Raw genomic sequence first — 12,754 nt, 5'->3', positions numbered from 1 at the left:
ACACGATGCAACCCTTCCCGTCGACGGACGGCATCCACTCGGCCGTCCAGGAGAAGATCGATGCCATCATGAAAGCCTCCGCCATCAGAGAGTGGAGGTTCCGCATCGGCGCACCGGAAGGCGCCCAGGCGCCCGGTTTCGATGATAGCGACTGGGAGGCCGTAAAACTGCCCCGAACCTGGTCATCGGCCGACGGCGAGGCATGGTTCCGGGCCACATTGAACCTCCCGGCCGAGGTGGAAGGCATCCCTCTGGCCGGGTCCTCGCTGGAACTGATCATCTTCCTCACCATCGGCGCCAGCATCTACGTGAACGACAAGGAGATGTATCGAGAGCCCTCCTGGTCCGATACCCGGGCGGTCCCGCTGGTCCTGACCGAGGACTATCAGCCAGGATCACCCTGGACCCTGGTAGTGCGCTGCAACGCCGGCGACGGCTTCGGCGCCTTCATCGCCGCCTATCTGCGCTTCAGCAATCTCGCCGACGTCATCTTCCGGATCGACCTGGCCCGCATGCAGATGGCCTTCACGTGCTTCCTGGCGGGGCAGGGGGATGGCGCCACCCCGGAGAAGATGGCCGCATGGGAGCGAGCTACGGCCGCCCTGGATCTGGAGGCGCTGAAAGGCAACAACTGGGATCGATGGTGGAACAGCGTGAAGGCGGCCCAGGCGGCTCTGAGCCCCTTCGCCGACGAGGCCAAACGCTACACGGCGCACCTGATTGCGCATAGCCATATTGACATGAACTGGCTATGGCCCTGGTCCGAGACGGTGGAGGTCTGCCGCCGAGATTTCACCGCCGTCGATCACCTCATGGATCGATATCCCGAATTCCACTTCTCCCAGAGCCAGGCGTCGACCTATCACGCCATGGAGACGTATTATCCTGACGTGTTCGACCGCATTCGGGCTCGGGTGCAGGAGGGCCGCTGGGATATCACGGCCACCACCTGGGTCGAGGGGGACCTGAACATGGCCGCCGGGGAGTCGCTGGTGCGACAGATCCTGCACACCCGCCGATATATCCGGAGCCGCTTCGGCGTGGAGCCGCCCATCTGTTGGGAACCGGATACCTTCGGGCACCCGGCGACGTACCCGCAGATCCTGAAGAAGAGCGGCGTGCAGTTTTACTACTTCTGCCGGGCGGGAAAAGGGCACCCGCTCTTCTGGTGGGAGGGATTGGACGGCTCCCGGGTGCTGGCGGTACAGGACCCACGCGGCTATGGCAGCATGATCGACGTCCTGGGGGCTTCTGGCGTGGTGGAGAGCGTCATGGACTTCAGTGGCCGTTACAACATCCACCACGGTCTGTACGTGTATGGCGCCGGGGACCACGGCGGAGGAGCCACGGCACGGGACATCGAGGCTGCCCGGGTCATCGACGCCACGCCTTTTCTCCCTCGAGCGCAGTGCAGCTCTACCGTGTCGTTCTACCAGGAGGCCCTGGCGGAGTCCCCCAAGCTCCCGGTGGTCCGCGGCGAGCTGAACACTGTCTTCGAGGGATGCTACACCAGCCACAGCGACATCAAGCGCATGAACCGGGACGGCGAGAACGTCCTGCTGACGGCGGAGACGACAGCCGCCCTGGGCGCCCTCATGGCCGACGCCTCATATCCCCTGGACGACCTGGCCGAGGCCTGGCGCACGCTCTGTTTCCACCAATTCCACGACATCCTCTGCGGCTGCGCCATCGGCGTCACCTACCGGGAGGCCCGGGAGCGAATGGCGCCGATGATGGAGATGGCGCGACAGACGACGGCGAGCGCATTGGCAACGTTGGCCTCGGCTGTGGATACCGGAGCAGGGGATGGGCCGCGCATCGTCGTCTTCAACCCACTGGCCTGGGAACGAGACGACGTCGTGCGGGTGCCGCTCAGCGAGCTGGGCGACACCGCCCCAACCGCCGTCGAGGACGACCGGGGACAACACCTCCCCGTCCAGGTGTGCGGCGACGAGCTCGTCTTCATCGCCGAAGAGCTCCCCTCGCTGGGCGTGCGAGTCTACCGTCCTGTGAATGAGCCGGCGGGCGACGAGGGGACGATCGTACAGGTAGATCCGCAGGAGAACGTGCTGGATAACGGCGTCCTGCGGATCCGGGTTCACCCCGCATCCGGGGCATTGGACCAGCTGATCGACCATGAGACGGGTCGGGATCTGGCCGGGCCAAGAGCCGGCCAGGGACCGGAGGCCAAGGCGACCGCTGGGATGCTCAATCGATTGCAGATCCTGTGGGAGCAACCACATCCCATGTCAGCCTGGAACATTGGCGATATCACCCGGGTGGATCACCTCATCACGGGAGCCCAAGTGCAGGTCGTGGAGCAAGGCCCCGTATGCGGCGTGGTCGAGGTGCGCCGCCGGTTCCTGAACTCCTCGCTGCGGCAGCGTATTGTGCTGTACCGCAAGCTGCGTCGCATCGATTTCGAGACGGAGGTGGAGTGGCACGAGCGGGGGAGTGCCCACCAGGATGCGCCCATGTTGCGCACTACCTTTGCTCCCCTCCTGGGCTACACCCGAGCGACCTTCGAGATCCCCTTCGCCGGGCTGGAGCGCCCGGCCGACGGCCGTGAGGTGCCCGCGCTACGCTGGGCTGATCTCTCCGAGGACGCCTACGGGGTCTCGCTGTTGAACGACAGCAAGTACGGCCACCAGGCACACGGCAACACGCTGGGCCTGACGCTGGTGCGGGCTTCCTATGAGCCGGACAACAACCCGGACGAGGGGCTTCATCGCTTCACCTACTCGCTGTACCCACATCCTGGCGACTGGCGGGAGGCGGGGACCGATCAGCGAGCGGCCGAGTTGAACCAGCCGGTCCAGGTCGTGGTCACCGACGGCCACGTTGGCCCGCTGCAGCCCGGACGACCGTGGCTGCGCTGCGAGTCGGAGCACGCTCGGGTCTCGGCGGTGAAGCTGGCCGAGGATCAGCCGGAGGAAGGGCAGGCCGTCATCGTACGGGTGTATGAGGCTCACGGCCAGGAGACGGATGTGCGTCTGCAGCCCGGGTGGCCGATCGCCCGGGCGGAGGAGGTCGATCTGGTCGAGCGGCCTCTGGCAGACCTCGCCATCGAGGAAGGCAGCTTCTCGCTGCATCTGACGCCACACGAGATCAAGACCGTCAAACTGTACACGGTTTAACGCACGCTGAGCAGACGGCAACAACAGGGAACGATCAGCCGATCGCCTCCGCACGATAAGAAGTTGACACAGCCAAACGGAATCCCATGATAGGAGGAAGATCCATGCCACGAACAGTCAAGACGATGGGGCAGCAGTTCGGGCGTCGCTCCTGGGCGGAGCCATGGAAGATCAAGATGGTGGAGCCGATCCGGATGCTCAGCAGGGAGGAGCGGGAGCAAGCGCTGAAGGAGGCCGGCTACAATACGTTCCTGCTCCGCTCCGAGGATGTGTACATCGACCTGCTCACCGACAGCGGCACTGGTGCCATGAGCGACCGGCAGTGGGCGGGGATCATGTTGGGCGATGAGGCCTACGCCGGGAGCCGCAACTTCTACCACCTGGAGGAGGCCGTACAGACTTACTACGGCTATCGCTACGTGGTGCCCACCCACCAGGGGCGGGGAGCCGAGCATCTGCTCAGCCAGGCGGTGATCAAGCCCGGCCAGTACGTGCCCGGCAACATGTACTTCACCACCACCCGCTTGCACCAGGAGCTGGCAGGCGGCATCTTCGAGGACGTCATCATCGACGAGGCCCACGATCCTACGAATTTACATCCCTTCAAGGGGAACGTGGACCTGGACAAGCTGGAGGCGCTGATCAAGCGGGTGGGGGCGGAGAACATCGCCTATGTCAGTCTGGCGGGCACGGTGAACATGGCCGGAGGCCAGCCGGTGAGTATGGGCAATGTACGAGCGCTGCGAGAGCTATGCGATCGATATGGGATCCGCATCTATCTGGATGCCACTCGCATGGTGGAGAATGCCTTCTTCATCCAGGAGCGGGAGGAGGGATACGCGGATAAGTCCATTGCGGAGATCTTGAAGGAGTTCTGCAGCTACACCGACGGCGCCTGGATGAGCGCGAAAAAGGATAACTTGGTGAACATCGGCGGCTGGCTGGCCGTCAACGACCCGGAGCTTTTCGACACACTCCGCAACATGGTGGTGATCTACGAGGGATTGCACACCTACGGCGGGATGTCCGGGCGCGACATGGAGGCGCTGGCCATCGGCATCCAGGAGGCCGTGCAGGACGACTATGTGCGCGCCCGGGTGGGACAGGTACGCTACCTGGGAGATCTGTTGGATAACTGGGGCATCCCCTTCGTGAAGCCGGTGGGGGGACACGGCATCTTTCTGGACGCTAAGGGTTTCTACCCCCACATCCCCCAGGATCAATTCCCGGCACAGACCCTGGCAGCCGAGCTTTATCGCGAGTCCGGCGTGCGTGGTATGGAGCGGGGCATCGTCAGCGCCGGGCGGGATCCGGAGACGGGGGACCATCGATACCCGGCGCTGGAGCTAACCCGGCTGGCGATCCCCCGCCGGGTATACACCCAGGCGCACATGGATGTGGTCGCCGAGGCCGTCAAGGCCGTATACGACGCCCGGGAGCAGACGAAGGGGCTGCGGATGGTTTACGAGCCGAAGTACCTGCGCTTCTTCCAGGCACGCTTCGAGCCTATCGAGTGACGAACGGCGGGGGCACGAGGGCGGTTACACATCGTGCCCCCGCTCCTCTTCCGGGACCTCCGCATCGATGGCTTCCACCACATCCGGCTCGATCCCACGTTTCGAGCCGAACACGTGCCGATGCGCCCGACGGTAGTCCTCACGCTTGGTCTGAGCGTAGATACGGGTCGTGGCAGGGGAGGAGTGTCCCAGCGCATACTGGGTCAGCGCCAGATCGCCGGTCTCGCTCAGAAACTCCGTAGCAAAGAAGTGCCGAAGCGTGTGCGGCGTCAGATGAAACATCTCCACGATGCCCGAGCGAGAGGCCAGCTCGAAGAAGATGTTCTGCACGCTCCGGGTGGTGAGGGGGAGGATCCGGGAACCAGCCCGTCGATCGTGGCGAGCGAAGACGGGGAGGTCGGACAGCGGCCTGGCCTGAGCCGTATCCTGGCGGGCCCTCAGATACGTCTGGATGGCATGCCAGGCCCGGTCGGAGAACAGCACCTCGCGCTCCTTCTTGCCCTTCGCGTACTTGACCACCGCTCCCTGCACGTGATGCAGCAGGTGCCCTCGTTCCAGCCGCACCAGTTCGCCCACCCGCATACCAGAGCTCAACAGCGCCTCGATGATGGCGATATTCCGCAATCGGATCAGCTCCCGGCGACGACGCTCGCCCGGCGGCGTGTCTGGGGGAAGTTCCAACGGCCTGTACGCCTCCTTCAGCAAAGCCTCGACGATCTCTCGGGTGGGGAGCTTCTCTGGGGGGAGGATGTCCCGCTGCTGCCGCCTGACCGCCCGGGCGAGCACCTTCCGCAGCGTGTCATACTCGTTCATGCTCATCGGAAGGAGCTGGGCCTCAATGATCAAATACTCGAAGAAGCCAATGACAGCGGCGAAATAGGTGCCCTTCGTGGCCTCCGATATCTTCTGCGGCTCCCCGCCGGCCTCCTCCAGCAGGTAATCGTACAGCCAGGTGACGAACCCGGTGGCGATCGGCAGGGTAAGGTCCCGCACCGCCGTCTCCGCCGGCGGCATCGAGCGGGACTCCAGATAGCGACAGAAGTGCCGCAAGCCGGTGGCGTACGTGCGAGCCGTGCCAAAAGATCGAGCGGCCTTGAGATGCTCCAGATACTGCTCGATCGCCTCCTCAACTGTCATCACACCCTCCACGTAAGTTTACATAAACACAAAACGGAGCAGAGAGAGCGCCGCAAATAGGGGGCTCCCTGACGTCAATGGGACATATCCCTCGGTCCCCCAAGTCCAGCTCCTTCTTCCAGCCGGATAACAGGCAACCACACAGGGTAGGGGGATGTGAGCTCGTCGAGCGCCGGACGGTGCCCTGACCTGAAGCGCCCAGGCGGGTACCATTCATCACGCAGCGCCGCAGTGGGGCAGAAGTACTCATCCAGGCCTCTCGTCCTCCTCACAGATTTTACTTCGCATAAGTTTTCTTAGACGAAGTCTAATATACCACAGAGAGAAGACGAGGGCAAGGCATGGCGGGCCCTCAGGTTCCGATCCAGCTTCAGGCGCCGATGCCAGGCGCTGGCGTGCAGGTCCGGCGCCTGCGCCCGAACGCTACAATTCCACACAATCCCCCCCATTACACTGGCGCCCGGCCTGACATCCCTCGCCAGTACCTCTTAGCTCGAACACTACTCCCCTACCCCACTCCCCTACCGAACCCACAAAGATTAACAATATATTATGCAGCACATACCCATATAACAACACGACAATATGCACGCCCCACACCAAAAAACAAATACCATTTACTGGATGGCACGTTTGCTATTCTACCCTACTTCCGGAGATCCATCAAACGGGCAATCTTTCAGAACGTGCCTGGAAATCTACGGGGTGATCCCACCACAACGATTACAACTCGCCTTCAGAGCCGATAGAATGGAATGTGAGGGTCGTTCCCCCGCTGCCAAGGAAAGCTCAGGGGACGCCTCATCGAAATGAACGTGCAGTTCATAGCGCAGACGCGCCAGCTCATAGCGCATCCCCAGACGCTGAGCGGCCCGGGCACCCTGCCGCCAATAGCGCCGGGCCTGACGACGCCTGCCTAGTCGCCAGGCGTGCTTCCCCAAAAGCCAGCAGGCACGCGGGCGGCCAATCGGGAACACGTGAGCAAACCGCCGCATCGCCCGCAAGGCCTCTCGAGTCAGCGCCTCAAGAGGCCTTGCCAGCGCCACACCGTTCACCGCCGACTCCGAAGCGGACAGCATCAGGCACGCCTCACCGAAGTTGGCCAAGCCCTCCAACATCGAAAACGCGGAGGGAGCTCGATGCAACAGCGGGATCATCTGATCGACCACCTGGGGGATCCGATCCGAAAGCCCCAATCGACAGTAGGCCAGCGCCAACCCGCCGTAACAGCTCGCGTTGTTGATCTCATCCAGCGTGTCGACCAGCAGGGTCTGTGCGCGAAGCAGCCAGCGAAGAGCGCGCTCATCCTCCCCCAGCAACAGTCGACTCTCAGCATATCCGGTGCCGCACCACGCCTGCACCTGAGGATCTCGTCGATCCGCCGCCAGCCGATGGAGATCCAGCCACATGGATGACGCCCGCTCCAGATCGCCCCGATAGTGAGCGACCAGCGCCGGCGTGACCATGGCCTCCTCCATGCGCCGCTGATCCCCAATGGATTTGGCGATCTCAACGGCTGCGTTGGCCGCCTCCAACGCAGCCCCCCACTCCCCGACGCCACAGTGATAAAGGGAGAGCACCTCCAACGCCCAGGCGCGAGCTCGCTCCTCCGTCACACGCTCGATCATCTCCCGGGTCAGACGAGCGTACACTCGCGCCAAGCGGCGTTGAGGTGCAAAGGCCAGTCCCAGACACATGCTGGCGTAGAGGCGCGCTAAGTCCGGCGATACACCCGCTCGCTCGGCCAGGTTCAACCCACGAAGCGCCGTGTAGATCGCCGGGAGGGATTCAGAGCGGAAGAAGAAACACTGCCCCAGCCGCTCATATGCGCGCGCCGCGTCCAGCAGCCTCCAGGGATCGGCCGCCGGGCGCGGCATCCGCACGCGATGCCACGCCTGCCGTGCGGCCTCCACACCTATCCGAATCACCAAAGGAGCGGCCGCCTTCGGCATGGGCCGGTCGAGTGCACGCAACACGTCGTGCAGATAACGTTCCCCATCCACCATGCGGCCGCACTTGAAGTACGCCTCCCCCAGCTGACGCTGAAAGGAGATCCGCGTCCTGTCGTCCAGGCGGCCGCCTCCACCCCCCTCTAGCAAGCGCCGTAATAGGTCAGCCACCTCATGAAACCGACTGCGGCGCCGATAGTAGCCCGTCAACCCCTCCGTCAGGACGGGCAAAATCCGGGCATCCTCGAGCGCCAGCGCATGTTGCCAGGCCGCCCGAATATCCTCCAGTCCCGCCTCGAGGGCCGCCATCGCCTCCGGATCCCCCGCTTCAAGCCCCTCCAAATGCCGCTCGACCAGATCTGCATAATAGGCCAAATAGCGAGCGAGTACCTGCCGCAACCGCTCGGGGTGAGCCTCCAGTTTCTCATATACGTACTGCCGGAGCTGCTCGTGTAACCTGTAGTGCTGCGAGGCCACGATCATGACGAGGGATTTATCAACCAGGGAGGCCAGAACCTCCTCCGTGGCCCCTGCCACCTGACTCGCAGCGCCGACATCAAAAGCCCCCTGAAACACGGACACCCCCTGAAGGGCTTCCCGCTCCTTGGCGCTCAGCAATCGCCAGGAGTGGTCAAAGGTCGCCCTCAAGCTGCGATGGCGAGGCGGCACATCCGGCCAATTCACCTGGAGGAAATCCAGGTTCTCTCGGATCCGGGCGACGATCTCCCCACACGACAGCGTCCGGACCCAGGCAGCGGCCAGCAGGAGCGCCAGGGGCATCCCATCCACCAGACGGCAAAGGCGTACAACCTCCCGGGGCTCCTCCCGAAGCGGATCCACATCCGGGCTCAATCGCCTGGCTTGCTGGGCAAAAAGTTGCACCGCCGGATACTGCTCCCAATCCGCCGCCCCCTCCTCGGGATATGCCAGCCCTCCCAACGGGACCACCTGCTCAGCCTGCAGATGCAAGGGCGCGCGCGAGGTGATGAGAAGACAAACGTCTGGGGCAGTCTGCAGAAGCTCCTCCAGAAACCCGACCTTCGGCAGCAGATGTTCGAAATTATCCAGGACAAGCAGTAGGTCTCTCTCACGCAGATAAGCGAGCACCTGTTGCTCCGGCGACCGCTCCCCGAAGAACGGAATGCCCAACACATCTGCGATCGCGGAAGGGAGCGCCCCCGCCGAGCTCAAGGAGGCCAAAGAGACGAAGTAGACCCCATCGCGAAAGGCGCAGAGAAGACGCCGGGCGGCATGCACGGCCAGATAGGTCTTCCCGCATCCTCCAGGGCCTACGATGGTAACCAGCCTGTCTCCCCGGCGCTGAAACCGATCGACGATGGCCTGGACCTCCACCTCACGCCCCACGAAGGGCGTGAAAGGGGTCGGTAGTCGACACATGGTCGCGGGGAAGCCCAACGAGGAGGGATCGGTCTCTCCCGCCCGGATCCGACGCACAAGCTCCTGCGTCTCCGCTGTAGGCTCGGTCTCCAGTTCACGCGCCAGAACCTTGCAGCAGGTACGATACTGCTTCAGCGCCTGGCTGCGGTGTCCCTGGACGGCTAACAAGCGTATGAGGCGCGCATGCGCCTCTTCCAGCCAGGGCGCCAGATCCAATAACTTACGGGCCACCTCCTCGGCAGCCGCGTAATCCCCCTGCCGCTCGTAGATCTGAAGCAGCCTCATAAAGGCCGTTTGGGCCTTGATCTCCAGACGCTCACGCCGCATCACCAGCCACTCCTCGAACGGCAACGCATCTCGCACGCGGACGCCCTGTAAGAGCGGCCCTTTATACAGGCCCACAATCCGCTCCAGCCGATCCTGACAGGCCTGGCAACCCTCGATGCGCCGATGAGAATGCCGTTCGCAGGCATCCAACAGCGCCTCCAGGCGGGTCACATCCAGGACATAACGGCTCTGCGGGTTAAACTGAACACTGTGCGGCGTGATTCGAAGATACCCCCCTTCCCGACCGGATTCTCCCAGGACCTTCCGGAGATTGGATAACGCCTGACTGAGGTTGCGGCGCGCCCGCCAATCGGAGGCATCGGGCCAGAGCAAGGCCGCCAGCGCCTCGCGCGAATGCGGCCGATCCGCCTCCAGCACCAGATAAGCCAACAGGGCTCGAACGCGCTGGGACTCAAAACCCTGGAGCGACTCGCCATCCCGCAGAACCTGAAACGTCCCAAGCAGGAAGATCTCCAATCCCATTTCCCTTCCCCCAGAGCCCCTCCCTTACTTAGGCCTATTTTACCATATTCCATTCATCGAAAACCCACCCCTGAACCGGATCTAGGGCTCCCTCCTGACACTTTCCTGACACCATTGTGCTATTGAAGTCACTGTGCCATTGCCCGGACACTGTATCCTGGGGCATATAATGCCGCCGCGTCCATGCGAGGATCCAGTGCACCGCCCATGCGTTGGGAGGTTCCTCATGAGCCCGTTGGATCGATATCCATACTATTCCTTCCTTCTACGCCTGTGGGCCGAGTCAGGTGACGACTCCCCCATCTGGCGAGCCTCCCTGGAAGATACCCGAACTGGAAAACGCCAGGGGTTCCCTTCCGTGGAGGCACTGATCGCCTATCTACGAGAGCAGACCTCCTCGCCTCTCGATCCCCCCACCAGGAACGCTGAAGGACCCTAACGTCGAAGCAGAACATTTGCACTACACGAAAAGGAGGCGCCTGCATGCAGCTCAGGAAAGGTAGTCGCACGAAGATGCTTCTCACCCTCTTGATCCTGTCCTCACTCGTCTGGTCCTGGCCCGCACTGCCCTCCCCCATCGCACAGGCCGCGACCACGATCACCGTGAACACCACCGACGATGAGTTGAACAGCGATGGAGATTGCTCCTTACGGGAGGCCATTCGGGCCGCCAACACGGACACCGCCGTTGACGCCTGCCCCGCGGGGAGCGGCGCCGATATCATCACCCTGCCGGCGGGCATTTACAAATTGACCATCGCCGGGGTCGACGAGGATGCGGCCGCAATGGGCGACCTGGACATCACAGCCAGCCTGGCCATCAACGGCGCGGGGATCGGAAAGACCATCATCGACGGGAACAAAAGCGATCGCGTCTTCGACATCGTAGGGGTTTCATCCGGGGCCTTCCTCGTCACGATCTCCGGTATGACGATCCGCAACGGCCATGCCATCAACCCACCCCATGGCGGCGGCATTCAGGTCTCTGGCCGGGCTCAGATCCTCGTGAAGAACGTCCTGCTGACCGATAACCGGAGCGACGGCAATGGCGGCGGCATTCAGGTCACCGACAACGCCTCCGCCACACTGGAAAACGTCCAGCTTCTGAACAACTACGCTGGGATGAACGGGGGGGGGCTGGCGAACAACGGCAATGCGGTCATCGTGCGAAACAGCCTCTTCCGGGGGAACTCAGCCCTACGCGAGGGCGGCGCGCTCCTCAACAACGTATACTCAACCACCACCATCGCGACCAGCACGTTCAGTGAGAACTTCGCGGAGGCGGTAGCCTATGACGAAGGCGGAGGTGGAATTCGGAACAGCGGTGGGACGCTCACGCTGGCCAACAGCACCATCAGCGGAAACCGCACGAATGGGCGCGGTGGCGGGATCTATAACAGCAACGCGATCGGCGTCCAGGGCGCCGTATCCCTGGCCAACGTGACCATTGCGAACAACACGGCAGATCTCGACGGAGACGGGCTGGGGCGTGGCGGCGGGGTCTACAACGAGCTCTCCGCCTCTGAAGAGACTTCGCCGGTGGTGCGGCTGACCAACACCCTCATCGCCGGGAACCAGGACCCCAACGGGGATCGGGATTGTTGGGGCAAGCTCACCTCCCTGGGCCATAACCTGATCCAAACGGTGACCAGCCAGTGCACCATCGGCGGCACATCGACCGGGAATATCACCGGCAAAGACCCACGCCTGCTCCCGCTAGCGGATAACGGCGGTGCCACCCCCACGCACGCTCTCCCAAGTAACAGTCCCGCCGTAGATGCCGGTTTGAACACCACTTGCCTTGCCACCGACCAACGCGGCGTGGCTCGCCCCTTGGACGGCGATGGCAACGGCTCCGCGGTCTGCGATATCGGCGCCTACGAGTACGATCCGGCGGGCCAGCAGACGAAAATCCATCGCTACTTCCTGCCGGTGATGGTGAAGAAAGGATAGAGGGAGATAGTGCCCGTGGGCGGGACGAGGACCTTCGCCGAACTCCTGACGATCGCCGGCTGCGTGCTTCCCTTCTGCATCGGGGGGCTGGGGCTCATCGCGCTGGCGGTGTTCATGATGTACACCATCCATCGCCAATGGCGTCCCCCGGATGCCACTACCCTGGCCGAAGGGTGGGAGCAGCTGCAGGAGCAGTTAGACGAAATGGTCGCTCAGCTCCGCCCCTGGTCTTCGGAGGGTCTGACCGATCTCGCCGCCGGCTGGAGAGCTCGTTGGTGGAGGATCGGCAGGGATCTGAACGCGCGGGGCACCATCCCCAGCCGAAGCGATCCCGATGGGCCATCGTGGGTCGCCTTCGGTTTGAAAGTGCGCGGCGCCCGCCGACCCGATGGGCATCTTCTGGCTCGCACGACCGAACAGTCCTTCGCCTACCGCATCACGCCAGATAGCGTCATGATCCAGGTGGACGGAGAGCCATGGGGAAGCATCCGCCTTGACGGCATACTCCTCGACGCAGAGGAACAGCCCATCGGCAGCGCACCCCGGCCGAAGAGGTCCCCTATCCGCTTCAGCATCGGCCCCATCACCCGCTTGCGTGATACTCGAGAACGCTCCTACCCGGTCACGATCCGGGGGGAGACCATCGGTCATCTGGCCTGCCCTCCAGCCCGGCTGAAGGGCGTCATTCACTTGCGAAGGAGAGCTCTTACCCCCGCCATCACGTTGGAGGGGTCCCCCTCCAGAGAGGCGGAGATCTGGCTGCTATCCCTGGCGATCCTCCAGATCGCCGGGTACAACCTGATGGAAACCGCGTGGATAGACTGAGAAAGGCCGTCGTGGATTCGGAGGATAC

General features: G+C 63.2%; 6 protein-coding genes. 4 read left to right on the top strand and 2 right to left on the bottom strand.

Annotated features, from left to right (window positions below; genetic code table 11):
• The first annotated feature begins 5 nt into the window (after positions 1-5).
• Both GXP39_01000 and GXP39_00995 read left to right on the top strand, forming a co-directional pair.
• Positions 6-3,137: an alpha-mannosidase gene (locus tag GXP39_01000; GenBank protein ID NOZ26616.1), complete on the top strand. Its 3,132-nt coding sequence runs from the start codon at positions 6-8 to the stop codon at positions 3,135-3,137.
• Between the two features lie 104 nt (positions 3,138-3,241).
• Positions 3,242-4,654 (top strand): tyrosine phenol-lyase, encoded by a 1,413-nt coding sequence (locus tag GXP39_00995; protein ID NOZ26615.1) that lies wholly within the window; start codon positions 3,242-3,244, stop codon positions 4,652-4,654.
• A 24-nt stretch (positions 4,655-4,678) separates the two neighbouring features.
• Here GXP39_00995 and GXP39_00990 read toward each other — a convergent pair whose 3' ends face one another.
• Entirely contained in the window at positions 4,679-5,791 is a 1,113-nt protein-coding gene (locus tag GXP39_00990) for a tyrosine-type recombinase/integrase (GenBank protein ID NOZ26614.1), read from the bottom strand.
• A gap of 698 nt (positions 5,792-6,489) precedes the next feature.
• Entirely contained in the window at positions 6,490-9,948 is a 3,459-nt protein-coding gene (locus GXP39_00985; protein ID NOZ26613.1) for an NACHT domain-containing protein, read from the bottom strand.
• Between the two features lie 483 nt (positions 9,949-10,431).
• Here GXP39_00985 and GXP39_00980 point away from each other — a divergent pair, with 483 nt between their 5' ends.
• Positions 10,432-11,901 carry a CSLREA domain-containing protein gene (locus tag GXP39_00980; protein ID NOZ26612.1) on the top strand — a complete coding sequence of 490 codons (1,470 nt, stop codon included), beginning with the start codon at positions 10,432-10,434 and terminating at the stop codon, positions 11,899-11,901.
• Positions 11,902-11,916: 15 nt separating this feature from the next.
• A complete protein-coding gene (locus tag GXP39_00975; GenBank protein NOZ26611.1) occupies positions 11,917-12,726 on the top strand; it encodes a hypothetical protein in 810 nt (269 codons plus the stop codon).
• Positions 12,727-12,754: the final 28 nt, after the last annotated feature.

It is taken from the genome of Chloroflexota bacterium (assembly GCA_013152435.1).
Lineage (GTDB): Bacteria > Chloroflexota > Anaerolineae > DUEN01 > DUEN01 > DUEN01.
The sequence above is the reverse complement of the archived record's forward strand: the minus strand, read 5'-3'. Positions and strand labels throughout refer to the sequence as shown.

Excerpts from the sequence above, each read along its gene's own strand:
- GXP39_01000 (NOZ26616.1), top strand. The coding sequence starts at position 6 with ATGCAACCCTTCCCGTCGACGGACGGCATCCACTCGGCCGTCCAGGAG.
- GXP39_00985 (NOZ26613.1), bottom strand. The coding sequence starts at position 9,948 with ATGGGATTGGAGATCTTCCTGCTTGGGACGTTTCAGGTTCTGCGGGAT.
- GXP39_00995 (NOZ26615.1), top strand. The coding sequence starts at position 3,242 with ATGCCACGAACAGTCAAGACGATGGGGCAGCAGTTCGGGCGTCGCTCC.
- GXP39_00990 (NOZ26614.1), bottom strand. The coding sequence starts at position 5,791 with ATGACAGTTGAGGAGGCGATCGAGCAGTATCTGGAGCATCTCAAGGCC.
- GXP39_00980 (NOZ26612.1), top strand. The coding sequence starts at position 10,432 with ATGCAGCTCAGGAAAGGTAGTCGCACGAAGATGCTTCTCACCCTCTTG.